A 24,879-nucleotide genomic window follows, 5' to 3' on the forward strand; every position below is an offset into this window, starting at 1 on the left:
TGCGCACCTCTCTCGGTTGGTTGTCGGTCGGTGCTTCGGTCGGCTGGTGTGCTCCGTCAGTGCGCCGGGGCCGCGGCCTTCGTCTCCCCGCCCGCCTCCGCGCCCTCGGGCTCGGGTTCGGCGGCGGAGATCGGGGGGATGTGGCGCAGCAGCGCGAAGACGATGACGGTGGTCAGGAGGGCGAACCCGCCGCTGACCCAGGCGGCGGTGTGGAAGCCGTGGGTGAAGGCCTCGTGAGCGGCCTTCAGCAGGCCGTCACCGACGGTGCCGGGAAGGCCCTCGGCCGCGGCGGCGGCACCGCCGATGGTGTCGCGGGCGGCGTCGGCGGCGGCGTCGGGCACTCCGGAGGGGGCCTTGTCGGCCACGTCGGAGCGGTAGACCGCGACGGCGATGCTGCCGGTGACGGCGATGCCCATGGCCAGGCCGATCTCGTAGGCGGTCTGGCCGGTCGCGGCGGCCGAGCCGGCCTTCTCCGGCGGTGCGGAGCCGACGGCCAGGGCGGTGCCGAGCACGCTGATCGGCGCGACGCCGAACATGACGACGGCGAGCGAGACCGAGGCGAGGACGACACCGGAGTCGTCGCCCGCCACCCGGGCCGTCATGCAGCAGCCGACGGCGGCGATCAGGGTGCCCACGATCAGGACGTAGGCGGGGCGCACACGGCGGGCGAAGACGGGCGTCAGCTGCGAGCCGAGGACCAGACCGGCCGCGCCGGGCAGCAGCCACAGGCCCGCCTCCAGCGGCGAGCGGCCGGCGATGAACTGGAGGTACTGCGGGACGAGGACCTCGACGCCGTTGAGGGCGGTCATGCCCAGCAGCAGCGTCAGCAGGGCGCCGGTGAAGGCGCGGTGGGAGAACAGGCGCAGTTCCAGGAGCGGCGACTCCAGCCCCCGCTGCCGGCGGACGAAGAGCACGGCGAAGACCACGCCGATGAGCAGGGACACACCGACCTGCGGGCCGAACCCGTACTCCGCGAACTTCTTGACGGCGTAGACGAGCGGCAGGATGCCCAGCAGGAACAGCACCACGCTGGCGAGGTCCAGCCGGCCGGCCTCGGGGGCGCGGTACTCGGGCAGCAGGAGCGGTGCCGTGACCAGCGCCAGCACCATCACGGGCACGCCGATGAGGAAGACCGAGCCCCACCACCAGACGGCCAGCAGGCCGCCGCCGATCACCGGGCCGATGGCCAGGCCGACGGAGAGCGCGGTGACCCACATGGCGATGGCCGTGGCCCGCTGCCGGGGGTCGGCGAACATGTGGTTGATGAGCGACAGAGTGGAGGGCAGGACCGCGGCGCCGGCGACGCCCAGCACCGCCCGGGCGGCGATCATCATCGCCGGGGTGGTGGCGTACGCGGCGGCCAGCGAGGCGACGATGAAGCCGACCGCGCCGATCATCAGCAGTCTGCGGCGGCCGATACGGTCGCCCAGACTGCCCATGATCACCATCGTTCCGGCGGTCAGGAAGCCGTAGATGTCGGTGATCCACAGCAGCTCGCTGGACGACGGCTCGATGTCTGCCGTCAGATACGGGGTCGCCAGCCACAGCACGCCCAGGTCCACGGTCATCAGCGCGGTGGGCAGCAGCAGGACGGCCAGGCCGAACCACTGCCGTGGCCCGGCCCGCAGGGTGGATACGGGTGCGGCGTTGGAGGACATGGCCGTAACCCTGCGGACCGGCGCTTCCGGCCCGCTTCCGGTCGGCTTCGGGTGTGCTTGCGGCGGGAGCACACCGGTGGCGCTCGAGGCGGCCTTGCGGGAGGCTCGTAGTCCGTTTCGGACACATGGAGTTCGTCAAGTCCGAACAAAAAACCGCGGGTAACTTACCTATGGTGAAGGAATGCGTTTTGGAGTGCTGGGCCCACTGGAAGTGTGGACCGCGGACGGCAGGCCCGTCCGTGTCCCCGAGCTGAAGGTCCGCGCGCTGCTGACCGACCTCCTCGTCCACGAAGGCCGCCCGGTCTCCGCCGACCGCCTGATCGAGGACCTGTGGGGACGCGCCCGGCCCCGCAACCCCGCCGGAGCGTTACAGGCCAAGGTCTCACAGCTGCGCCGGGCGCTGGAGGACGCCGAACCCGGCGGCCGCGCCCTGGTCGTCTCCCGCCCGCCCGGCTACGCCTTGCAGACCGACGCCGTGGACCACCGGCGGTTCACCGAGCTCGTCGAGCGCGCCCGGGCGGCCGGCGGTCCGCGCGAACGGGCCGCGCTGCTGGGCCGGGCGCTCGACCTGTGGCGCGGGCAGGCCTACGCCGACTTCGCCGACGAGGAGTTCACCCGCGCCGCCGCCGCCCGCCTTGAGGAGGAACGTCTCGTCGCCCTTGAGGAGCAGGCCCGGGCCCGCCTCGAGCTCGGCGAGCACAAGGTGCTCGCCGGCGAGCTGGCCGACCTCGTGGCCGCCCACCCGCTGCGCGAGGGCCTGCGCGCCGTCCAGCTCCTCGCCCTGTACCGGTCGGGCCGGCAGAGCGAGGCGCTCGCCGGGTACGAGGAACTGCGGGTCCGGCTCGCCGAGGAACTCGGCCTCGACCCGTCCCCCGAACTGGGCGCCCTCCACCGGGCCATCCTCGTCCAGGACCGCTCGCTCGCCCCCGCGCCCGCTCCGGCCGCCGCCCCGGTCCGGCCGCGCACCAACCTGCCCGCGCCCGTCAGCGAACTCATCGGCCGGGAACAGGCCATGGAGGAGATCCACGCCCGGCTCGCCGCCGGCCGCCTGGTGACCCTCACCGGCTCCGGCGGCGTCGGCAAGACCCGCCTCGCCCTGGAGACCGCCACCCAGCTCGCACCGGGCTACCCCGACGGCGCCTGGCTCGTCGAGCTGGCCGCGCTGGACGCCCACGGGGGCGCGGACGCCCTCGTCGAGGCCCTGCTCACCGTGCTCGGCATCCGTGAGGACGGCGCGCCCGGCATCCTCACCGGCGGCAACGCCGTCACCCCGCTCGACCGGCTCACCGACGCGCTGCGCACCAAGCAACTCCTGCTCGTGCTCGACAACTGCGAGCACCTCGTCGAGCACGTGGCCCGCCTCGCCGCGACGCTGCTGCACGGCGCGCCGGGCCTGCACATCCTGGCGACCAGTCAGGAGCCGCTCTCCTTGTCGGGCGAGACGGTGTGGCACGTCCCGCCGCTGCGACTCCCGCACCCCGGCGCCGGGGACGACCCGGAGGTGCTGCGGCAGTCGGCCGCGGTGCGGCTGTTCGTGGCCCGTACCGCCGCGGCCGTGCCCGGCTTCGAGCTGGACTCCGGCAACGCCGCGGCCGTCACGGCCGTCTGCCGCCGCCTGGACGGCATCCCGCTCGCCCTCGAACTCGCCGCCACCCGGGTGCGCGTCCTCGGCGTCCACGCGCTCGCCGACCGGCTCGACGACCGCTTCCGGCTGCTCGCCACCGGGCTCCGCGGCGCCCCGGCCCGGCAGCAGACGCTGCGCGCGATGATCGACTGGAGCTGGGAACTGCTCACCGAGCCCGAACGCACCGTGCTGCGCCGTCTCGGCGTGCACGCCGAGGGCTGCACCCTGGAGGCCGCCGAGGCGGTGTGCGCCGACGACGTCGTGGCCCCGGAGGACGTCCTCGGCCTCCTCGCCCGGCTCGTGGACCGCTCCCTGCTCCTCGTCGTCCCGGGCCCCCACGGGCCCCGCTACCGGCTCCTGGAGTCCGTCGCCGCCTACTGCCTGGAGCGGCTGCGCGAGACCGGCGAGCTGGCCTCCGTCCGTCTGCGCCACCAGCGGTACTACGCCGAGCTCGCCGAGCGGGCCCGGCCCCGTCTGCGCGGCCGGGACCAGCAGCGCCTGCTGGAGCTGCTGGACGCCGAGACCGCCAATCTGCGCACCGCCCTGGACGACGGCGACGGCGCGCTGGCGCTCCGCCTGGCCAACGCCCTGACCTGGTACTGGATCCTGCGCGGCCGGCTCGGCGAGGCCCGGCGCTCCCTGGAGGCGGCGCTCGCCGCGGGGGCGGGGACGGCGGGCCCCGCGGCCGTACGGGCCCGGGCCTGGCACACCGGCCTGACCATCCTGGGCGGCGGTGACGTCGCCGGCCGCGCCGGGCTGGTGCGCGCGGCCCTCGCGCCGTACGCGGAACTCGCCGATCCGAGCGGGCTGGCGGAGGCCGAGTGGTTCCTCGGGCACGCCCTGTGCAGCATCGGCGACCTGGCCGCCAGCGAGGAGCTGGTCAACCGGGCCCTGCGCGGCTATCGCGCGCTCGGCGACCGCTGGGGCACGGCGGCGGCACTCGGCGACCGGGCCCAGCTGCGGCTGCTCCGGGGCGACCTCGCGGGCGTCGAGCGCGACGGCGAGCGCAGCGCGGAGCTCTTCCGCGAACTCGGCGACCGCTGGGGCCAGCTGCGGGCCGTGCCCGCGCTCACCACCTGGGCCGAGGTCTTCGGCGACTACGACCGGGCCGCCCGGCTGCTGCGCGACGGGCTGCGGATGGCCGAGCGGCTGGGCATGTGGACGGAGGCGTCCGACCTGCTCTCGGGGCTGGGCCGGATCGCCCTGCTGACCGGCGACCACGACCGCGCCCGCGCGTTCCACGAGCGCTCGATGCGGCTCGCCGCCGAGCAGGGGTTCCGGATCGGCGAGGTCAACGCCGAGGTGGGGCTCGGGCTGGGGGCGCGGCGCGAGGGCGAGCTGGACATCGCCGAGGCCCATATGCGCAACGTCCTGCACTGGCACCGCCGTGTCGGGCTGGAGGGCGCCAACGCGCTGATCCTGGCCGAGCTCGGCTTCATCGCCGAGCAGCGGGGCGAGGCGTGCGAGGCCCTCGCGCTGCAACTGGAGGGATTCGCCGTCGCGCGGGCCACCGGCGACCCCCGCGCGCTGGCGCTCGCACTCGAGGGGCTCGCCGGCGCCCGGGCCCTGGCCGGCGACCCCGCCCATGCCGCCCAGCTGCTGGGCGCGGCGGCCGCGGCCCGCGCCTCGACGGGAGCCCCGCTGCCACCCGCCGAGCGCGGCGACGTCGACCGGGTGACGGCGGTGGTGCGGGAGGCACTGGGGGAGGAGGGCCGCGCGGCGGAATTCACCCGGGGCGGCGGGGCGTGGCCGGAGGAGTGCGCGGACCTGGCGGAGCGGGCCAAGGGGTCTTCGGCCGACGTCAGTTGAACGGCCGATGATTGAACGGCTGACTTATTAAACCTCGTTGAATAAAATGTGACTCAGATCATGTTTCCAGCGGTAGGGAAACGGTTCTGCTGAGTGTGTGGCCCATGGCACGATCTTGCGGATCGCTACTTCCCGGTAATACCGGGCCCCGTGGCGGTCGCAACCCTTCCTGATGCCGTGTGATGCGGCCCGGCCGTGTACCCCGCCGGGTCGCCCCCACCTCACGCTCCCAAGGACTTGAATTTGCGTAAGTCTGTTAGATACGCCGCCGTTTTAACTTCTCTGACCGCTGTGTCCATATTTTCCACGGGTTGTTCGGCGGATAGCTCCTCCAAGGCGGCCAAGGGCTCGGACGCCGAGCCGGTCGCCGCGACGTCGAACGCCCTCGCGCCGCAGCTCGCGGTCGCCGCCGCCCCCGCCGGGGCGGGCGCGCCGAGCGCGGTGGCCCGCCCCGACGGTGGTTCGAGCGGCACCGCGGCGCCCAAGGCGGCCAAGTCGGCGCTGAAGGTCGCCTCGTTCGACCAGCGCAGTGGCCGGGCCGTGATCGCGGGCCCCAAGGGCGACGGCGTCGCGAAGAAGCCGAAGGGCATCGCGCCCCAGCCCCACAAGTCGCCGCAGACCTCGCAGCCTTCGCAGTCGAACGGCTCGAATGGGTCGGACCAGCCGGCTCAGCCGGCCAAGCCGGGCGGGGCCGAGGCGAACAGCGTGGCCGTCGGCGACGTCATCGCCAGCGCCCCCGCGCCCGGCGCGCCCTCCGGCCTGCTGGCCAAGGTGACCAAGGTGCTGGGCACGACCGACAAGGGCACCGAGGTCAATACGGCCCCGGCCACCCTCGACGCGCTGCTCGGCGACTCCGAGGCCAAGGGCTCGGTGCCCGTCGACCCGTCGGCCGTGAAGGTCGTACCGCTCCTGCCGGGCGTCAAGGCATCCTGGACGAAGCCGGACGGCGTGCACGTGGGGCCCCAGGGCGCCAAGGTGCCGCTGGGCAACCTGCGGCTGGACGTCGGCGCGTCCATCCCCACGCCCAAGGGGTCCCCGGTCACGGCCGAGGCCTCCGCCGCGGGCTATGTCCAGCTCGCCCCCGAGGTGGACTTCTCCTACAACGGCAAGGGCGTCGGCTCCACCGGCGGCCCGGGCACCGCGTCGCTGGCCCTGTCCGGCGACTGGTCCTCCGCGTGGGAGCTGAAGGGCCAGGCGGTGGCCACCACCGCCGACAAGCCCATCAAGCTGCCCTTCGCCAAGCTCCACGCCGACCCGGTCATCCAGGTCGGCCCGGTGCCGGTCGTCGTCAACCTCGACCTCACCTGCTACCTCCAGATCGACGCCGAAGGAAAGATCTCCGTCGACGTCAAGCAGGAGCTGAAGGGCGACTTCAAGGTCGGCGGCGCCTACACCTGGGGCAAGGGCTGGACGCCCGTCAGCAGCTCCCAGATGAACGCCACGCCGGTGCGGGCGACGGCCGGCGCGGCGGGCAAGGTCAAGGCCACGCTCGGCACAGAGGCGTCCGTGGGCCTCTACGGCGCGGTCGGCGTCAGCGCCAACCTCGCCCCCTACCTGCGGGCCGAGGCGGAGGGCACCGCCACCGCCGCGTCCGACGGGTCGGCCTCCGCGAGCGGCAAGTGGGCCGCGTACGGCGGTGTCGACCTGACGGGCTCGCTCCAGGCGCAGCTGAAGATCTTCGGCACGCCGCTGTTCGAGCGGCGGATCCCCGTCGACATCCTGCACCGGGAGTGGAAGCTCGCGGGCGGGGAGGGGACTGTCAGCAAGGCGGCCAAGAAGCGGTAGCGCGTCAGCGCGATTCCGGGGACCCCTGTCGGCTTGTGCCGGTGGGGGTTCCCGTGTTCCTGGGGTTCCGCCCCGGACCCCGGTCCTCAAACGCCGGACGGGCCGGGTTGTGTCCGGACGGGCTGAGTTGTGCCCAGAGGGGCTGAGTTGTGCCCGGAGGGCTCTACAGCCGTGACGCCACCGTCCTCGCGATGCGGACGATGTCGCCCGTCGGGCGGGTGCGGGTTTCCGGGGGGCGGTGGGTCCAGCGGTCCTCCAGGGCGAACCAGTCGATGGGGTGCGGGTCGCGGTCCTCGTCCAGGGCCGTCTCCAGCTCCGTGAAGTACGTCTTCCAGCGCAGCCGGTAGAGGCCGCCCACCAGGCCCGCCCACTCGCGGTTCGCGTAGTCGTGGAGCTTGCCGCCGTCCGCCGCCGGGCGGGGGCCCCAGACCGTCAGCAGGGAGAGGGCGTCGGCCTGGAGACGGTCGCGTTCGGCGTCGGAGGAGCCCCAGGCGCGGGCGGCGGCCAGCCAGCGGCCCAGCAGGTGGCGGTCGTCCGTGGCGACGATCTGCTCCAGCAGCTCCATCCAGTCGAGCCACTGCCGGGTGAGGTCGCCGAAGCGGTCGCGGTCCCCCTCGTCGTAGGCGGCCTTGACGCGCGGCAGCAGCAGCCGGCCGCGGTTGGACACGCACTGGCGGGCGACGTCCACGAGGTCGGCCCGGTACGCGGAGCTCGCGCGCAGGGGCGGGGCCACGGACAGCAGGGCCGGGAGGGCCGTCTCGAACTCGGCGGCGTCGTAGCGCAGCTTCTGCGGCGACCAGCTCGCGGCCCGGTCGACCGCCAGGTCGGGGCGGGCGCCGAAGAGGCCGTCGGCCTGCTCGCTCCAGCTGTCGGCGCGGGTGGTGCCGTAGGCGGTGCGGCGCAGGGCGTCCCAGGCGCGGGCGGCGCCCGCGTCGGCGGCCCCGTAGCGGGTGACGGCCCACTGCCCGAACCACGTCCGGAGGTCGACCGGCCCGGACGTCCAGGCCAGGTCGGAGAAGAGGGCGAGGGCGGCGGGGTCGTTGTCGGCGGCCTCCGGCATCACGGCGATGCCGCGCAGGGCGCTGCCCGGCTTGGTGCGCCACTGCTCGTACAGCGAGACCCATTCGGGGGTGTTGGCGCCCAGCTGGGTGTGGCCGCCGAAGTTCCAGATGGTGCCGAAGGCGTAGGGCGTGCCGCCCCAGTCCCGCTCCCGGTCGACGATCTTCGGGAAGCGGTCGGGGATGCCGTCGAGGACGAGCATCCGGGAGCGGTCGACGGCGTCGACGATCTCCCGCCGGGGGTTGTGCTGCCAGCCGAGGATGGCCCAGACGGCGTCCGGGTGGGCCGTGCGCAGCGCCTTCTCCACCGCCTTGGCCGCCGCCCCGACGGGGACGTCGCCGGGGGAGCCGCCCTCGTGCAGCAGGTCCATCTTGTACATGGCCGTCGCGCCGTAGAGCTCCTGCTGCACCCGGTAGAAGGTGCGGGCGACGGCGGCGAAGTGGGGGGTGCGGGGGTCGAGCCAGTCGGGGCGGTCGAAGCCGCACCAGCCGCCCTGCGGAATGGTCCGGGCGCCCTTGTCGCGCTCGGCGTAGCCGGGCGGGACGGTGCCGAAGTAGCCGGGCAGCACCGGGGTCATGCCCAGCTCGCGCAGCCGGCGCACGATCCTCTGCGCCAGGGCGGTGCGGCGGTCGAGGAGTTCGGGGGAGGCGGGCCCGCCGAAGGAGGCCATGTTCTGCATCAGCCACCACGGCTGGTGCGCGGGGCCGGGAACCCACGCGCGGACTTCCGCGTCGCTGTAACCGTGTTCGATGAAGGTGCGGTGGTACACGGCGTCGGCGCCCGCGTAGACGAGGACCTCGTTGAAGCCGTGGAGGGCCAGGACGTCGAGCTCGCGCTCCCAGTAGTCCCAGTCGTGGTACGGGCCGGTGTAGCCGTCGTTGGTGTCGTTGAACACGAAGCGGTGGGCGACGTTCGCCGTGCCGGCGACCGGGGTGCCGACGGCGGGGAGCCGGGCCGGGAGGAGACCGGTCTGCTCGCCGCGCCAGGAGACATGGGCGTGCGCGACGTGCCGGAGGTAGTGGTGGAAGCCGGTCAGCTGGACGGCCGCCGTGGTGCCCTCGACGGTGATCCGGCCCGCCGTGCCGGACACCCGGAAGGCGTCGTGGCCGCCCCGGCGGGGCACGGTACGGAAGGTGACCTGGTCATGGTGGCGCGGCAGCAGCCGGGCCAGCGCGGAGGCGGCGGCCCCGGCCGGGGCCGCCCCGGCGGAGGGCACCCCCACCGTGCCGAGTGCGGCGGTCCCGGCGAGCGCGCCGAGGATCGTACGACGGGCGATGGGCATGAGTGACCTCCACCGTGGCGCGGCGGCCTGCCGGCCGGCGACTGGCTACGGGCCGGCTCCCGGCCGTCGGCTGACGGCCGGCCGGCCTGGACCACTTGAGCGCGGAGATCCTATGAGTCCTCGTCGGGAATCGGTCAAGGGCGCGGGCGTCGAACCAGCCACGCCGGTTACATTTGGCACGAATGGCCCCGCGAGCCTCGTGCGACCTGCTAGGGGCGCCTGTTCCGTTCGCTCGGCTCGACCAACGCGTCCCGCTCGTCCAGTCCGCTCCTGTCCCGACGGCGTGAGGAAGTCCGTGCGACCACTCCACGCGAAACCCGTGCGACCGATTCACGCACGGCCCGGCGCCGCCACCCTCGCCGCCGGACTGCTGGCCGCCCTGCTCTGCGGCTGCGCGGAACCCGGCGGGCTCGAGGACGCGGGCCCCGCCCGGCCCCCCACCGCCCTCACCGGCCCGGTCTACGCGATCGAGGGCCCCGGTAAACCCTCGCTGCGCCGTCCCGCGTCCTTCGAGGCCGGTGAGTCCGTACGGCTCACCGGGCTGCGCTGGCTGTCCTGGGGCGGTCCGGCCGCCGAGGCGACCGGGGAGGCGTCCGGCGGTTGGTGCCTGCCGGGCTGCCGCGACAGGAGCTACCCGGCGAAGGTCACCTTCGCCGGCCTGGTGCGGAAGGATCGTTCCGCCTACTACGGGCGGGCCGTGGTCGTCGTCGACGGGCTTCCGCCCGGGCAGCACAACGAGCTGCGCGACCTGCGGCTCTTCGTCCCCCAGCAGGCGCCGCGCTGAGCGCGCGGAGCCCAGCCCCCAGCCGAGGAGACTTCAGTCGATGGGTCTGCGTACGAAGATCGGGGTGGCCATCACGGCCACCGCCGCGGTCGTCTCCGTCCTCATCGGCCTCGTCGTGCACCACCGCACCGCGCTCAACCAGCTGGAGACCGCGCGCGAGTCCCTCGACCAGCGCGTAGTGTCCGCCGCCGAGGACCACGCGGCGGGCTTCGACCGCCCCCGGGTGATCCTCAACCCCCACCGGCTGCCCGAGCCCCTGCGGCGCGCCGTCGACCGGGGCAGACGCGCCACCTACCTGGACCGCTCGGGACCCGAGCCGACCCTGTGGGCCGCGACGCGGGTGGGCGACGACACCATCGTCCTCAAACACCCCTACACCCGGCAGATCCGCAACCTGGAGGAGCTCGACGAGGTCCTGTGGCTGGCGGGCGGCATCGGCACCGCCCTCGCCGGAGTCGTCGGGGTGGCGCTGGCGACGGTCGCGGGGCGCCGGCTCAACGCCTCCGCACGGACCGCCGAGCGGATCGCCGACGGCGACCTCACGGCCCGGCTCCGGCCCCGGGGCGGCAAGGACGAGCTCGCCCGGCTGATCCACGCCGTCAACACCATGGCCGACGCGCTGGCCGCCCGTCTCCAGGCCGAGCGCGAGGTCACCGCCAACATCGCCCATGAGCTGCGCACGCCCGTCGCGGGCCTGGTCGCGGCGGCGGAACTGCTGCCGCCGGGCCGGCCCGCCGAACTCGTCCGGGAGCGGTCGCACCGGGTGCGCACGCTGATGGAGGACGTCCTGGAGGTCGCCCGCCTCGACGCGGACGCCGAGCACGCCGAGACGGACGTACGGGCGCTGGGCGAGCTCACCCGGCGGGCGGTACGGGCGGCGGCGGCCGGGACGGGGGAGGCCGTCGAGGTCAGGGTGGTCCGCGACCGGCTGGTCGAGACCGACGCGCGCCGTGTCGAGCGGATCCTGGCGAACCTCGTCACGAACGCCTTCCGGCACGGCTCGGGGACGGTGGTGGCCGAGGTCGACGACGGCGTCATACGCATACGCGACCTGGGCCCCGGCTTTCCCGAGCAGCTGCTCTCCCACGGCCCGCAGCGCTTCCGCACGGGCTCGCGGGCCGGCCTCGGCCTGGGGCTGACGATCGCGGTCGGCCAGGCACGGGTGCTGGGCGCCGCCCTCTCCTTCACCAACCCGCCGGGCGGGGGAGCGGAGGCGGTGCTCGACCTGAGCGACGCGATACGGGACGATCCGCCGGACGACGGCGACTGACGTGCGGGGTGCGTCGGCAGGCTGAAGAGTGGATGCCGTGAACGACAACGTCCTCTTCCTGAACGTCGCCGGCCCCGCCAAGGGCCACAAGGCGCTGGACGCCCTGCGCCGGGCCCACACCGACAAGGAGGTCACCCTGCGCGAGGGCGCCGTGATCGCCCGGGACGCGGAGGGCGCCCTCGACTTCCCCGACGCCGTCGACAACACCGGCACGGCCACCGCCTTCGCCATGGGCGGCCTGCTCGGCGGACTGCTGGGCATCCTCGGCGGGCCGCTCGGCGTCCTGGTCGGCTTCGGCGCGGGCGGCCTGATCGGCGGCGTCCACGACGCCCGCGCGGCCACCGCGTCGAACGCGGCCCTGGAGATGCTGGCGGCGGAGGTGCCGCCGGGCAGCACGGTCCTGATGGCCGAGGTCCGCGAGGACGACCCGGGCCCGGTCGACCGCGCCCTTTCCCCCTTCGGCGAGGTCCGCCGCTACCCCGCGGAACGGGTCCGCGCGGAAGTGGAAGCGGCCATCGCCGCCGGCCACGGCACCTGACACGCCCCCGGCCCCGGCCCGTACCACGGGGGCTGCGCCCCGCGCCCCCCCGAAGCCCTAGCGGCAGCGCAGCGGCTTGGTGAAGCAGCGGCTCGTGTCGTATGCGCGGTAGTAGCCGAATTTCCCCTCCGCCGGTACCGGGGCGTAGCCGCTGGAGAGGTAGAGGGTCATGGCCTCCGGCTGCTTGTCGCCCGTTTCCAGGACCATGCGGGCGCGGCCCGCCCCGAGGGCGTCGGTCTCCAGGAGGGAGAGGACGCGTCGCGCCAGGCCCCGGCCGCGGGCCCGGGGTATCACGAACATCCGCTTGAGCTCGGCGTCCCCGTCCGCGTACCCCACGCCGCCCTCGGAGTCGCGCTCCATCGCGCGCCAGCCGCCCGTGGCGACCGGCTCGCCGTCCGTGTCGTACGCGATGAGATACAGGCCACGCGGCGGGGCGAAGTGCGCCGGGTCCAGGGGGGTGTCGTCGCCGCCCCCGTACCGCTCGGCGTACTCCAATTGCACCTGGTCATTGAGCTTTACGGCGTCCGGGTGGTCGTAGGCGACCGGCACGATCTCCATGCCGCGATGGTACGTGCGGGCGGCCGCCGGGCGGCAAGGGATTTCAGGAGTCGGTATCGTGCCGGGATGCTCACCGTTACCACCGCAAATGTGAACGGACTGCGTGCCGCCGCCAAGAAGGGTTTCGTCGAGTGGCTCGCGCAGACCGAAGCCGACGTCGTGTGCCTCCAGGAGGTCCGCGCCGAGCCCCACCAGCTCCCGGACGAGGTCCGCGACCCCGAGGGCTGGCACGTCGTCCACGCCCCGGCCGCGGCCAAGGGCCGTGCGGGCGTCTCCCTCTACTCCCGGCGCGAGCCGGACGCGGTGCGCGTCGGCTTCGGCTCGGCGGAGTTCGACGGCAGCGGCCGGTACGTGGAGATCGACCTTCCCGGTGTGACCGTGGCCAGCCTCTACCTGCCCTCGGGCGAGGTGGGCACGGAGCGGCAGGACGAGAAGGAACGCTTCATGGCGGAGTTCCTGCCCCACCTCGTGGGACTGAAGGCCCGCGCCGCGGCGGAGGGTCGCGAGGTGCTGGTCTGCGGCGACTGGAACATCGCCCACACCGAGGCCGACCTCAAGAACTGGAAGGCCAACCGCAAGAGCGCCGGCTTCCTCCCCGAGGAGCGCGAGTGGCTCGGCGAGGTCTTCGAGGAGTACGTGGACGTCGTCCGTACCCTCCACCCCGGGGTGGAGGGCCCGTACTCGTGGTGGTCGTACCGGGGCCGCGCCTTCGACAACGACTCCGGCTGGCGCATCGACTACCAGGTCGCGACGCCGGGCCTGGCCGGGCGTGCGGTGAAGGCGGTCGTCGAGCGGGCCGCGAGCCACGACCTGCGCTGGTCGGACCACGCACCGGTGACGGCCGTCTACGAGGCGCGGTAGTCCTCCGGGCGGATGGCGGATCGCCCCGTGGCGGAGGGGGCGCGGGCGGATTACGCCCGGGGACGGATGGGCGGCGGCGGGCGCTGCTGAACGATGAGTTCGGCAGCAACCGCAGCAACCGCGGCTCCACCGGCCTCCTCGGGAGAAACACCATGGCATACGCATCGTCCGTCCGTCTTTCCTCGCGCTCGCGCAAAGTCGCCGCGCTGGGTGCCGCGTTGGCCGCCACCGTCACCCTCGGTGGTGCCGCCGCCGGGAACGCGGCGGCGGACACCGCCCCGAAGCGCGCGAGCGTGACCGGGTCGGCGACCTTCGAGCTCCCGTACTCGCCGGACAAGGACGTCCGATCCTTCACCTTCGACGCCCACGCCAAGCCCTACAGCCGACCGCTGGCCGGGCTGCCCACCGGGCTGCCCACCGATGCCGAGGGGACGGTGAAGGTCTCCCACTACGTCGCCGCGCTCGGCAAGACCGTGACCGCCGAGGGCAAGGTCGACTGCCTCGTCACCGGGCCGGGCGTCGCGTCCCTCACGGCGGTGATAACCAAGATCAGCCCGGACGTCCCGCAGGACGGGCTGGGCAAGCGGCTCGGCTTCAGCGTCCTGGACGGCGGCAAGGAGAAGGCGGGCCACAAGTCACAGGACCGGGTGGGCTTCTCCTGGGCGGCGGTGAACGTCCTGCGCGACGGCGACAAGGGCGCGAAGGAGCCGGTGGCCTCCGACGTCGGCACCTGCATGTCCTCCGCCCCGTACGCCCCGGTCACCAAGGGCGGCTACACGGTCCGGCACGCGGAGCTCCCGCCGGTCCCTAAGGGGTAGTCCGGGCCGGAGTGCCGTGCGCGCGGGGCGGTGGGCTGGTATACAGGAGGCGAAGCGCGATGTCCGTTCGGGACCTGCCGGATATAGGCCCCGCCGGTCGGAGCGTTGGCTTCTGCTCCTGCTTGCAGGAACAGGAACGCCCGCCACGGAATCTGGATTCGTGACGGGCGGGCCGAAAGAGTGGTCGTTCGAGGCCTAATGGGGTTAGGCCTCGCCGGTCATCCCTTGCCGATCATGAGCAAGATCAGCGTTGTGACGGTGACAAGCAGTTCCACTCACGGTGTAACTGCTTTCACCCACCGCTTCCCCTGCCCCCAGTCGATCGACGGCTTCGGCTTCCTATGACGAGACATTCCCGGCGCCTTTCCTTCGAAGGAGAGGCCCGCCGACGGCGAGGCCCCATGAAGGAACCCCGGACACGGCACGATGTGGCCCGCGTCCGAGGCCCCTGGCTGGAGCCTCGAACGCAGCGAACCGCACCTAGGAAAGGCGCGCGTTGAGCCGATATGGCTCGACCCGTCACAACAGGGACTTTAGTGCCGCCATCCCCAACTGTTAGCCCGTTAGCAAGGTTTGGGCGGGGCGCACGCGGGCTCGTCCCCGGGGCTCATGGCGTCGCGCGCGCCCGCCCCGCGCGACCGTCGGTCCATCGCCAGTGAGAACTCCGCGTCCACGACCGTCCGCGCCAGCGGTCGCAGGCGCGTCAACTCGCCGTCGATAGACGCCGGATCGGTGTGTTCGCGCACCAGCCGGCTGAACATCCCCGCCAGCGCGTCCGCGTGGGCGCGGACCTCGCGGGCCGCCGTGAGGACGGCGGAGAGGGGGATGCCCGCGCGGACCAGGTCCGTGGAGGCGTCCAGGAGGCGGCTGCTGATGTGGACGATCCGCTCGCCGTCCACGGCGAGATAGCCGATGTCGAGGGCGGCGGCGAGGTTCTCCGGGGTCACCTCGCCCGCGAAGTGGTCGGCGAGCTCCTCCGGGGTCAGCCGGACCGAGGTCTCCCCCGACTCCGACTCCGGCCAAGAAGTGCCCAGGAGTTCGGCCACGTTGCGCCCGCCCTCGAAGGCCGCGATCAGCTCGGCGATGCCGCCGAGCGTGTGGCCCCGGTCCAGCAGCGCGGCGACCGTGCGCAGCCGGTCCAGGTGGGGCTCGCCGTACCAGGCGATGCGGCCCTCGCGGCGCGGCGCCGGAAGGAGTCCGCGTTCACGGTAGAAGCGCAGGGTGCGCACCGTGATGCCGGCCTCCGCGGCCAGTTCCGCCGTCCGGTACTCGCGCTTCCCGTCGTTCGCCACGCGGGAAGCGTACGCGCGACCGCCGGTAACTTCCCTTCCCCCGGCCACTATCGCCGCGGCCCGTCCCTGCCCTACGCTCCGACCGTGCCAGTGAGCGCTGGCGCGGTCGAGCGGGTGCTTCTGTGGAACTGGGGCCGGGAGGCGGCGGCATGGTCGAGCACGAACAGCGCGTACGTCACGTGCGCGTGGCGGTGATCGGGTCGGGGTTCGGCGGGCTGGGCGCGGCCGTGCGGTTGCGCCGCGAGGGCGTCACCGACTTCGTCGTCCTGGAGCGCGCGGACTCCGTCGGCGGCACCTGGCGGGACAACACCTATCCCGGCTGCGCCTGCGACGTTCCCTCGCACCTCTACTCGTTCTCCTTCGCGCCCAATCCCGAATGGCCGCGCAGCTTCTCGGGCCAGCCGCACATCCGGGCCTATCTGGAGCGGATCACGGACACCTTCGGGCTCCGCCCGCATCTGCGCTTCGGCTCCGAGGTGCTGGCGATGCGCTGGGACGCCGAGCGGCTGCTCTGGGAGATCAGCACCTCCAAGGAGGACTGGACGGCCGACGTCGTCGTCTCCGCCACCGGGCCGCTCTCCGACCCCCGGATCCCGGACGTCGCGGGGCTGGCGGACTTCCCCGGGCCCGTTTTCCACTCCGCCCGCTGGGACCACGAAGCCGACCTGCGCGGCAAGCGCGTCGCCATGGTCGGCACCGGCGCCTCGGCGGCCCAGATCGTGCCCGCGATCCAGCCCGAGGCGGCCCGTCTCACCCTCTTCCAGCGCACCCCGCCCTGGGTGCTGCCGCGCTTCGACCGCCGGATCACCGCCGGCGAGCGCTGGCTGCACTCGAAGGTCCCGGCCACGGGCATGCTGCGGCGCGGCACGCTGTGGGGCGTACGGGAGATGCAGGTCGGCCTGTTCACCAAGTGGCCCGAACGGCTCGGGCTCATGGAGCGCGTCACCGCCGCCCATCTGCGCAGAGCCGTCAAGGACCCCGCCCTGCGCGCCAAGCTGCTGCCCGACTACCGCATCGGCTGCAAGCGCATCCTGCTGTCCGACGACTACTACCCCGCGCTCGCCCGCCCCAACGTCGACGTCGTCGCCTCCGGTCTCGCCGAGGTGCGCGGCTCCACGCTCGTGGCCGCCGACGGCACGGAGACGGAGGCCGACGTCATCGTCTTCGGCACCGGTTTCCACACCACCGACATGCCGATCGCCGACCGCGTCACCGGCGCGAACGGCACCACGCTCGCGGAGGAGTGGGGGAAGGGCGGCATGGCGGCCCTGCGCGGCGCCAGCGCCGCCGGGTTCCCCAACTTCCTCTTCGTCATAGGACCCAACACCGGCCTGGGCAACAACTCGATGATCCTCATCATCGAGGCCCAGCTGAACTATCTGGCCGACTTCCTGCGCCAGCTCGACACCATCGGCGGCCGGGCCGCCCTGGACGCCCGCCCCTCCGCCGTCCGCGCCTGGAACCGCGGCATCCAGCGCCGCATGGAGCGCACGGTCTGGAACACCGGCTGCCGCAGCTGGTACCTCGACGCCCAGGGGCGCAACACCACGGTCTGGCCGGGCAGCACGGCGGAGTTCCGCAAGGTCACCCGGCGGGTGGACCTCGCCGAGTACCAGCTGCTGAGGGCGCCCCGGGCCCGTACGAAGGCCGGTGCGGCCGACGCCGCAGGAGCCGTGCGATGAGGCCCCGGACGAGCCTGCGCGGGCAGGTCGCCGTCGTCACCGGCGCCGCGCGCGGCGTGGGGGAGGCACTGGCCCGCGCGCTGTCGGCGCGCGGCGCGGACGTGGCGCTCGTCGGGCTGGAGCCGGACGAACTGCGCCGGGTCGCCCGGACGCTGCACGGCGAGGCCGCGTACTGGCACGCCGACGTCACCGACCACGAGGCCATGGCGGGCGTGGCGGCGGAGGTCAAGGCGCGCTTCGGCAAGGTGGACGTCGTCGTCGCCAACGCCGGTGTCGCCGCCGGCGGCCCGCTGGTCGGCTCCGACCCGGCCGACTGGCGGCGGGTGATCGAGGTCAACCTGATCGGCAGCGCCGTCACCGGCCGCGCCTTCCTGCCCGTCCTCACCGAGAGCCGTGGCTATCTGCTCCAGATCGCCTCCCTCGCCGCGATCACCCCGGCGCCCATGATGAGCGCTTACTGCGCGTCCAAGGCGGGCGTCGAGGCGTACGCGCACAGCCTGCGCGCCGAGGTCGCCCACAAGGGCGTACGCGTCGGCGTGGCCTATCTGAGCTGGACCGACACCGACATGGTGCGCGGGGCCGACGAGTTCGAGGTGATGCGGGAGTTGCGGCAGCGGCTTCCGTGGCCGGCCAACCGCACCTATCCGCTGGCGCCGACCGTCGACCGGCTGGCGAACGGTATCGAGCGGCGCTCGGCCCACGTCTACGGGCAGGGCTGGCTCCGCGCGTTGCAGCCGCTGCGCGCCGCGCTCCCGGCGCTGGTCGCCCTGGGCGGCCCGCGCGAGATGCGGCGCGCCGAACCCCGGCTGGCCGGGGCGCGGTTCGGGCTGGTGGGCGCGGGCGGCGAGGCGGACACGAAGGCGCGCACGGAGCGTCACTGATCGACATGCGGGCGGCGCGGGGGCGTGTGAGGCTGGTCGCGGCCCACTTCCCCGATCACCCCTTAGGAGTGAGTTACGCATGGGCATCAAGGACGAGATGCAGGGCAAGGCCCAGCAGGCCAGGCAGAAGGCCCAGCAGGCCAAGCAGCAGGCTCAGCAGAAGGGCCAGCAGACGCAGGACAAGGTCAAGGGCCAGCAGCAACAGCAGCAGCAGAAGAGCCAGCAGCAGAACCGCCAGCAGTCCCTGGACGACATCCAGGACGAGTTCGACGACCGTCAGTAGCCTGCCGACCGTCGAGTACGAGTGAGGGGCGCGCCCAGCAGCAGGGCGCGCCCCTCACTCGTACTCACCCGCGCGGCGGCAGCTTCGGGCGGCGCAGGTCCGGTACGCCCGAGTAGTCGGGCGGGTTCGTCGCGCCGTGCTGTTCCAGCAGGTCCAGCGCCACCCGTACCGCGTCGTCCAGTTGCTTGTGGCGGCCCTCGGCCCAGTCCAGCGGGGTGCGGTCGACCTCGATGTCGGGTTCGACGCCGTGGTTCTCCACGCCCCAGCCGTAGGCGTCGAACCAGGCGGCGTTCATCGGCACGGTGATGGACGTGCCGTCGCCGAGCCGGTGGCGGCCGGTCATGCCGACGACTCCGCCCCAGGTGCGCAGGCCGACGACCGGGCCGATGCCCTGGAGCTTGAACGCGGCGGTGATCATGTCGCCGTCGGAGGAGGTCATCTCGTCGGCGATGGCGACGACCGGGCCGCGCGGGGCGTTGGAGGCGTACGAGACGGGCTGGGCGCCGCGGGTGAGGTCCCAGCCGACGATGGTGCGGGTGAGCTTCTCCACCACCAGCTCGCTGATGTTGCCGCCCGCGTTGCCGCGCACGTCCACGATCAGGGCGGGCCGGGACATCTCCATCCGTACGTCGCGGTTGAACTGCGCCCAGCCCGAGCCGCCCATGTCGGGGATGTGGAGGTAGCCGCACTTGCCGCCGCTGAGCTCGTGGACGACAGCGCGGCGCTTGGTCACCCAGTCCTGGTAGCGCAGGGGCCGTTCGTCGACGAGGGGGACGATCGCGACCCGGCGCGGGTGCCCGTCCGGTTCGGGCGGGCGGAAGGTGAGCTCGACGGTCGTCCCGCCCGCCGCCGCGAGCAGCGGGTACGGGCCGGCGACCGGGTCGACGGGGCGGCCGTCGACATGGGTGAGTGCCCAGCCCTCGCGGATGCCCGAACCGGCCAGCGGGGAGCGGGCCTTGGAGTCGGAGGAGTCGCCGGGCAGGACGCGGCGCACGGCCCAGGAGCCGTCCTTCCGATGGGTGAGGTTGGTGCCGAGGAGGCCGATGGCGCGCTGGTAGTGGGGCGGGCCCTCGTTGCGGCGGGCGGGGACGACGTAGGCGTGGGAGGTGCCCAGTTCGCCGAGGACCTCGCGGAGGAGGTCGGCGAACTCGTCGGGGGAGGCGACGCGTTCGAGCAGCGGACGGTACTGCTCCAGCACCGCGTCCCAGTCGATGCCGCACATGCCCGGTTCCCAGAAGTAGGCGCGGATGATCCGGCCCGCCTCGGCGTAGGCCTGCCGCCACTCGGCGGCGGGGTCGGCCTCGTGGAGGATGCGCCGCATGTCGATGAAGACGGTCGAGTCGGGGTCCGGGGTGTCGGCGGCGGGGACGACGCGCAGGTCGCCGTCGTCGTTGACGACGAGCCGGGTGCCGTCGCCGCTGACCGCGTACCAGTCGATGGAGGAGGTGAGTTCGGTGCGCTTGGCCTTGACCAGGTCGAAGTGTTCCAGTGTGGGCTTGCCGGAGACGTCGGTGGGGCTGGCGAAGGTCTCGCCGAGGGCGCCGGAGATGGGCCACCGCAGCCACACCAGACCGCCGCCGCCGACCGGGTGGAGCGAGGAGTACTTCGAGGCGGCCACCGGGAACGGCGTCACCCGGTTCTCCAGCCCCTCCACCTCCACCACCAGCGCGCCCTCGTGGTCCCCGGTGTCGTCCAGGTCGAGCCCGCCGCCCGCCGGCCGGCCCTCGGCGGACAGCGCGAACGGCGAGCGTGTGGCCGACGACAGCGGGACGAGGTAGGGGCGGCAGCCCAGGGGGAAGGAGAGGTCGCCGGTGTGGACGTCGTACACCGGGTCGAAGCCGCGCCAGGAGAGGAAGGCGAGGTAGCGGCCGTCGCGGGTGAAGACGGGCTGTTCGTCCTCGAAGCGGCCGTTGGTGACGTCGACGATCAGCCGGTCCGAGAGCCGGGCGATCTTGATCTGCCGGAGGGAGCGCCCGACCCCCGGGTGGGACCAGGTCAGCCAGCCGGAGTCGGGGGAGAAGGCGAGCTCGCGCACGGGCCCGTTGGCGGACTGGATCAGCTCCGTGACCTCGCCCGTCCCCTCGGCCGTGGCGTCCACGAGCAGCAGCCGCCCGTCGTGCGAGGCGACGGCCAGCCGTGCGCCGTCGGGCGAGGACAGCAGCTCGTGCACCCGGCCCAGCAGGCCGGCGGCCAGCCGGCGCGGTTCGGAGGGCCCGGAGGCGCGCGGCAGCTGGGCGATCTCGATGGCGTCCTCGCCCTCGGCGTCCGTCACATAGGCGATGCGGCCGGTGGAGCCCAGCATCTCCGGCAGCCGCACCCTTACGCCCGGGGTGTCGGAGATGGCGCGGGCCGGGCCGTCGCGGTGGGTGAGCCAGTACAGGCTGCCGCGCACCCCGACCGCGCTGGCCCGGCCGGTGGTGTCCACGGCCAGCGCGCCGACGTGCTGGGCGGCCTGCACCTGGTACGTGCGCCGCCCGGCGCGCGGCCCGCCCAGGCGCAGATCCAGCCGGCGGGGGGCGGCGCCGGGGGAGAAGTCCTCCACCAGCCACACCTCGCCCGCGCACTGGTAGACGACGCGGGAGCCGTCGGTGGCGGCGTGGCGGGCGTAGAAGTCGGCGTGATCGGTGTGTCTGCGCAGATCCGAACCGTCGGGCCGGCAGGAGTAGAGGTTTCCGATGCCTTCGTGGTCGGAGAGGAAGGCGATCCGGCCGTCGACGAACATCACCGAGTCCAGATGGCCCTGGATGTCCGGCACCAGCCGGGTGCCGTGCAGCCACAGCCGGCCCGTCGCCCCGCCCCGGTAGCGCTTCCAGGACGCGGGCTCGTGCGGCGGCTTGCCGGCCAGCAGCAGGGTGCGGTGCTCGCCGTCGACCTCGCCCATCGCGATGTCGGACACCGGCCCCCACGGCAGCCGCAGCCCGGGGCCGCCGTCGGTGGGCAGCCGGTAGGCCCAGGAGAAGTACGAGAACGGCTGGCCGTGCGAGGAGACGGCGAGGATGTCGTAGCCGCCGTTCCGGTCGGAGGGCGCCCAGCCGCAGACCCGGGTGTCGGTGCTGCCCCAGTAGCTCAGCCGGCGGGCGGGCCCGCCCTCGATGTCCACGAGATGGATCTCGGGATCCAGACTGCGCCAGTTGGTGAAGGCGATGTGGCGCCCGTCGGGGGAGAAGCGGGGGTGCCCGGCGCGGGTGCGGTCCACGGTCAGCCGCCAGGCCCGCCCGGCGGCGGCCCCCGGCGGCCCGATCGGGGCCAGCCAGAGGTCGTCCTCCGCCACGAAGCAGAGCAGCTCGCCGTGCAGATGAGGAAAGCGGATGTAGGCGTCGCTCACGCGTCAATGGTTTCGGGCGGCTGATCCCCCGGCAACTCGGTTCGTGACGGAGAACACCATCGAAACGATGTCGTTTCGCTGCGGCCCGGGCTTACTCTCGTACGGTACGAAACCGTTTCGTACGGCTACGGGGGGAAGGGAGGGGCGGTATGCCCACGGAACCACCCAAGCCGGCGGTCCGCCGCACCAGGCTGACCCCCGAACGCGAGGCCGAGCTCTACGAGGCGGTGCTCGCGATCCTGTGCGAGGTCGGCTACGACGCCCTGACGATGGACGCCGTCGCCGCCCGGACGCACTCCAGCAAGGCCACCCTCTACCGCCAGTGGAAGGGCAAGCCGGAGCTGGTCGCCAAGGCCCTGCGGCACAACAAGCCGGGCAGCCTGGAGGGCATCGACACCGGTTCGGTGCGCGGTGACCTCCACGCCATGGTGTGCCAGGCCGACACGGAGCAGATGGAGAAGGACACCGCCCTGCTCCGCGGGCTCGGGCACGCCGTGCACACCAACCCGGAACTCCACCGGGCGTTGCGCGAGGTGCTCGTCGAACCCGAGATGGGATGGATGGACGAGATGCTCCGGCGCGCGGTCGGACGTGGCGAGCTGGTGGCGGACAACCCCGCCATCCCCTTCGTCGCGCACATGATGATCGGCGGCTTTCTGGCCCGTCCGCTCATCGAGGACCGGGCTCCGGACGCCGAGTTCCTCACCCACTACGTCGACGCCGTGATCATCCCCGCTCTAGGCGTATGACCACCCCCCACTTACACCCCCACTTACACCCCCACTGAGGCCCCACCTGACGTACCGCTCCCGTCGGGCTGGTTCCCACTTCCAGTTCCCCGCATCACTCCAACCGACGGGAGCATCACACTCGTGGCCACGTTCCTCTACAGACTCGGAAGACTGTCCTTCCGACGGCGCTGGTACTTCGCCCTCATATGGGTGCTGCTGCTGGTGCTGGCCGGGGCGGGCGCCGCCACGGCGTCCAAGTCCACCAACAACGACTTCTCCATACCGGGCACGGAGGCCCAGCAGGCCTTCGACCTCCTGGAGGAACGTTTCCCCGGCAATACCGAGCAGAACGCCTCCGCCCGCGTCGTCTTCAAGGCCCCCGCAGGCCAGAAGCTGACCGACCCCAAGAACAAGGCGGCCGTCGAGAAGGTCGTCGCCGAGATCAAGCGCGGCCCGCAGGTGGCCATGACGGTCGACCCGTTCCAGGGCCAGGCCGTCAACAAGGACCAGAACATCGGGTACGCCTCGGCCGCGTACAAGGTCAAGTCCATGGACCTGACCGAGGACACCCGCACCGAGCTCAAGGACGCCGCCCAGCACGGCCGCGACGCCGGGCTGACCGTCGAGGTCGGCGGCAGCGTCCTCCAGCAGATGCCCGAGGGCGGCTCGGAGATCATCGGCATCGCCGTGTCGGCACTCGTCCTGGTGATCACCTTCGGCTCGCTGGTCGCGGCCGGACTGCCGCTGCTGACCGCCATCATCGGCGTGGGCATCGGCGTCTCCTCGATCGCCGCCCTGGCGCCCGTGCTCGACCTCTCCGCCAACACCTCGACGCTCGCCATGATGATCGGCCTCGCGGTCGGCATCGACTACGCCCTCTTCATCGTCTCCCGCTACCGCGCGGAGCTCGCCGAGGGCCGTGAGCGCGAGGAAGCCGCGGGCCGCGCCGTCGGCACCGCCGGTTCCGCGGTGGTCTTCGCCGGCCTGACCGTCGTCATCGCGCTGGCCGGCCTCGCGGTCGTCAACATCCCGATGCTGACGAAGATGGGCATGGCGGCCGCCGGCACGGTCACCATCGCCGTGCTCATCGCCCTGTCGCTGATCCCCGCGCTGCTGGGCTTCGCGGGCAAGCAGGTGCTGCCCCGCAAGATCCGCAAGGGCGGCCCCGCCGCGGCCGCCGGCGACAAGCCCAACATGGGCACCCGCTGGGCCCGCGTCGTGCTGCGCCGCCCGGTGCTGGTGCTCGCGGCCGGTGTGATCGGCCTGGGCGCGATCGCCGTGCCCGCCGCCTCGCTGGAGCTCGGCCTGCCCGACGACGGCGCCGCCTCCAAGAGCTCCACCCAGCGCAAGGCCTACGACCTGCTCAGCGAGGGCTTCGGCCCGGGCTTCAACGGCCCGCTGCTGAACGTCGTGGACCTGAAGGACGCCAAGGACCCCAAGGCCGCGGCGCAGAAGACCCACGACACCCTGGCGAAGCTGGACGACGTCGCCATGGTCACCCCGGCGCAGTTCAACAAGGCCGGGGACACGGCCACCCTGATGGTCATCCCCAAGTCCAAGCCGACCGGCACCGAGACCGAGGACCTGGTCCACGCGATCCGGGGCGAGCGCGCCGCGCTGGCCTCCGACACCGGTGCGAAGATCCTGGTCACCGGCGGGACGGCGATGAACATCGACGTCTCGCAGAAGCTCAACGACGCCCTGCTGCCGTACCTGGCGCTCGTCGTCGGCCTGGCCTTCCTGCTGCTGATCGTCGTCTTCCGGTCCATCCTGGTGCCGCTGAAGGCCGCGCTGGGCTTCCTGCTGTCGGTGGTCGCCGCGCTCGGCGCCGTCGTCGCGGTCTTCCAATGGGGCTGGCTGGGCTCGCTCTTCGGGGTCGAGGAGACCGGCCCGATCATGAGCATGATGCCGATCTTCATGGTGGGTGTCGTCTTCGGTCTGGCCATGGACTACGAGGTCTTCCTCGTGACCCGGATGCGCGAGGCCTACGTCCACGGCGAGCGCCCGGGCGAGGCCATCGTGACCGGCTTCCGCCACGGCGCGCGGGTCGTCACGGCGGCGGCCGTCATCATGATGAGCGTCTTCGCGGGCTTCATCGGCTCGTCCGAGCAGATGATCAAGATGATCGGCTTCGGCCTGGCGATCGCGGTCTTCTTCGACGCGTTCGTGGTCCGGATGGCGATCGTGCCGGCGGTCCTCGCCCTGCTGGGCAAGACGGCCTGGTGGCTGCCGAAGTGGCTGGACAAGGCGCTGCCCAACGTGGACGTGGAGGGTGAGGGGCTCCAGAAGACGCTCGCGCCTTCCGACGGGGCCGGTTCGCCCGACCCGGACGGGGAGCGGGAGCCCGTCCGCGTCTGACGCGGCATTCCCGGTGCTTCGCGGCCCGGTGGTACGGTCCCGCTTCGGCGGGTCCGGTACCGCCGGGCCGCGTCGTTTCGGCCGGTCGCCGTCGCGGCGGGGAGGGGGCCCGGGTCCCGCCCCTTCCCGGGGGCCGGGGGCCGGGGGCTTGCCCCCGGTGGACGGCTACGTGGCGTACGCCATGAATTCGGACGGAATGGGAACCGCCACCCGCCACGGTGGCGTTTTTCTAAGTCCACGCAGGTGGGCGCGGTCGGGGGACGCGTGTGAAGGAAAGGGCT

General features: G+C 73.1%; 17 protein-coding genes. 12 read left to right on the plus strand and 5 right to left on the minus strand.

What is annotated here, in order from left to right; all coding sequences use genetic code 11:
- Positions 1 to 56: 56 nt before the first annotated feature.
- On the minus strand, positions 57 to 1,658 hold the full coding sequence (locus tag AB0E98_RS25145) for an MFS transporter (protein WP_361706512.1): 1,602 nt from the start codon (positions 1,656 to 1,658) through the stop codon (positions 57 to 59).
- A 181-nt stretch (positions 1,659 to 1,839) separates the two neighbouring features.
- Here AB0E98_RS25145 and AB0E98_RS25150 point away from each other — a divergent pair, with 181 nt between their 5' ends.
- Together AB0E98_RS25150 and AB0E98_RS25155 are read left to right on the plus strand one after the other, a co-directional pair.
- Positions 1,840 to 5,091, plus strand: a complete 3,252-nt coding sequence (locus AB0E98_RS25150) for a BTAD domain-containing putative transcriptional regulator (RefSeq protein WP_361706514.1) — start codon at positions 1,840 to 1,842, stop codon at positions 5,089 to 5,091.
- A gap of 291 nt (positions 5,092 to 5,382) precedes the next feature.
- Positions 5,383 to 6,876: a hypothetical protein gene (locus AB0E98_RS25155; RefSeq protein ID WP_361706517.1), complete on the plus strand. Its 1,494-nt coding sequence runs from the start codon at positions 5,383 to 5,385 to the stop codon at positions 6,874 to 6,876.
- A gap of 163 nt (positions 6,877 to 7,039) precedes the next feature.
- On the opposite strand, the gene AB0E98_RS25160 is transcribed toward AB0E98_RS25155, so the two are convergent.
- A complete protein-coding gene (locus tag AB0E98_RS25160; protein WP_361706519.1) occupies positions 7,040 to 9,217 on the minus strand; it encodes an alpha-N-acetylglucosaminidase in 2,178 nt (725 codons plus the stop codon).
- Between the two features lie 319 nt (positions 9,218 to 9,536).
- Between AB0E98_RS25160 and AB0E98_RS25165 the strand changes: the two genes are divergently transcribed.
- Genes AB0E98_RS25165 through AB0E98_RS25175 form a run of 3 tightly spaced genes read left to right on the plus strand, consistent with a single transcriptional unit; the run spans position 9,537 to position 11,809 of the window.
- On the plus strand, positions 9,537 to 10,001 hold the full coding sequence (locus AB0E98_RS25165; RefSeq protein ID WP_361706521.1) for a hypothetical protein: 465 nt from the start codon (positions 9,537 to 9,539) through the stop codon (positions 9,999 to 10,001).
- A gap of 40 nt (positions 10,002 to 10,041) precedes the next feature.
- Positions 10,042 to 11,271, plus strand: coding sequence for a HAMP domain-containing sensor histidine kinase (locus tag AB0E98_RS25170; protein ID WP_361706523.1), 1,230 nt, complete (start codon positions 10,042 to 10,044; stop codon positions 11,269 to 11,271).
- A gap of 37 nt (positions 11,272 to 11,308) precedes the next feature.
- Positions 11,309 to 11,809 carry a DUF1269 domain-containing protein gene (locus tag AB0E98_RS25175; protein ID WP_361706526.1) on the plus strand — a complete coding sequence of 167 codons (501 nt, stop codon included), beginning with the start codon at positions 11,309 to 11,311 and terminating at the stop codon, positions 11,807 to 11,809.
- A 57-nt stretch (positions 11,810 to 11,866) separates the two neighbouring features.
- Here the strand turns inward: AB0E98_RS25175 and AB0E98_RS25180 are convergent, their stop codons facing one another.
- Entirely contained in the window at positions 11,867 to 12,367 is a 501-nt protein-coding gene (locus AB0E98_RS25180) for a GNAT family N-acetyltransferase (protein WP_361706528.1), read from the minus strand.
- 66 nt (positions 12,368 to 12,433) lie between these two features.
- Between AB0E98_RS25180 and AB0E98_RS25185 the strand changes: the two genes are divergently transcribed.
- Both AB0E98_RS25185 and AB0E98_RS25190 read left to right on the plus strand, forming a co-directional pair.
- Positions 12,434 to 13,228 (plus strand): exodeoxyribonuclease III, encoded by a 795-nt coding sequence (locus AB0E98_RS25185; protein ID WP_361706531.1) that lies wholly within the window; start codon positions 12,434 to 12,436, stop codon positions 13,226 to 13,228.
- A 152-nt stretch (positions 13,229 to 13,380) separates the two neighbouring features.
- On the plus strand, positions 13,381 to 14,046 hold the full coding sequence (locus AB0E98_RS25190) for a hypothetical protein (RefSeq protein WP_361706534.1): 666 nt from the start codon (positions 13,381 to 13,383) through the stop codon (positions 14,044 to 14,046).
- A gap of 563 nt (positions 14,047 to 14,609) precedes the next feature.
- Here AB0E98_RS25190 and AB0E98_RS25195 read toward each other — a convergent pair.
- The gene (locus AB0E98_RS25195; protein WP_361706535.1) at positions 14,610 to 15,338 is read right to left on the minus strand and encodes a MerR family transcriptional regulator; all 729 of its coding nucleotides are present in this window, start codon (positions 15,336 to 15,338) and stop codon (positions 14,610 to 14,612) included.
- A gap of 149 nt (positions 15,339 to 15,487) precedes the next feature.
- Between AB0E98_RS25195 and AB0E98_RS25200 the strand changes: the two genes are divergently transcribed.
- The 3 genes from AB0E98_RS25200 to AB0E98_RS25210 all read left to right on the plus strand — a co-directional run bounded on the left by AB0E98_RS25200 (position 15,488) and on the right by AB0E98_RS25210 (position 18,184).
- Positions 15,488 to 17,020 carry an NAD(P)/FAD-dependent oxidoreductase gene (locus tag AB0E98_RS25200; protein WP_361706538.1) on the plus strand — a complete coding sequence of 511 codons (1,533 nt, stop codon included), beginning with the start codon at positions 15,488 to 15,490 and terminating at the stop codon, positions 17,018 to 17,020.
- Positions 17,017 to 17,901 (plus strand): SDR family oxidoreductase, encoded by an 885-nt coding sequence (locus AB0E98_RS25205; RefSeq protein ID WP_361706541.1) that lies wholly within the window; start codon positions 17,017 to 17,019, stop codon positions 17,899 to 17,901. Before AB0E98_RS25200 ends, AB0E98_RS25205 begins: the two co-directional genes overlap by 4 nt.
- Positions 17,902 to 17,980: 79 nt before the next feature.
- The gene (locus tag AB0E98_RS25210; RefSeq protein ID WP_361706544.1) at positions 17,981 to 18,184 is read left to right on the plus strand and encodes a hypothetical protein; all 204 of its coding nucleotides are present in this window, start codon (positions 17,981 to 17,983) and stop codon (positions 18,182 to 18,184) included.
- A 64-nt stretch (positions 18,185 to 18,248) separates the two neighbouring features.
- Here AB0E98_RS25210 and AB0E98_RS25215 read toward each other — a convergent pair whose 3' ends face one another.
- Positions 18,249 to 21,509 (minus strand): S41 family peptidase, encoded by a 3,261-nt coding sequence (locus AB0E98_RS25215; protein WP_361706546.1) that lies wholly within the window; start codon positions 21,507 to 21,509, stop codon positions 18,249 to 18,251.
- A gap of 149 nt (positions 21,510 to 21,658) precedes the next feature.
- On the opposite strand from AB0E98_RS25215, the gene AB0E98_RS25220 reads away from it, so the two are divergent.
- Positions 21,659 to 22,258: a TetR/AcrR family transcriptional regulator gene (locus tag AB0E98_RS25220; RefSeq protein ID WP_361706548.1), complete on the plus strand. Its 600-nt coding sequence runs from the start codon at positions 21,659 to 21,661 to the stop codon at positions 22,256 to 22,258.
- Positions 22,259 to 22,381: 123 nt separating this feature from the next.
- Entirely contained in the window at positions 22,382 to 24,598 is a 2,217-nt protein-coding gene (locus AB0E98_RS25225; RefSeq protein WP_361706551.1) for an MMPL family transporter, read from the plus strand.
- Positions 24,599 to 24,879: the final 281 nt, after the last annotated feature.

Origin of the sequence: Streptomyces sp. NPDC037389 (assembly GCF_040636475.1) — a bacterium.
GTDB lineage: Bacteria > Actinomycetota > Actinomycetes > Streptomycetales > Streptomycetaceae > Streptomyces > Streptomyces hesseae.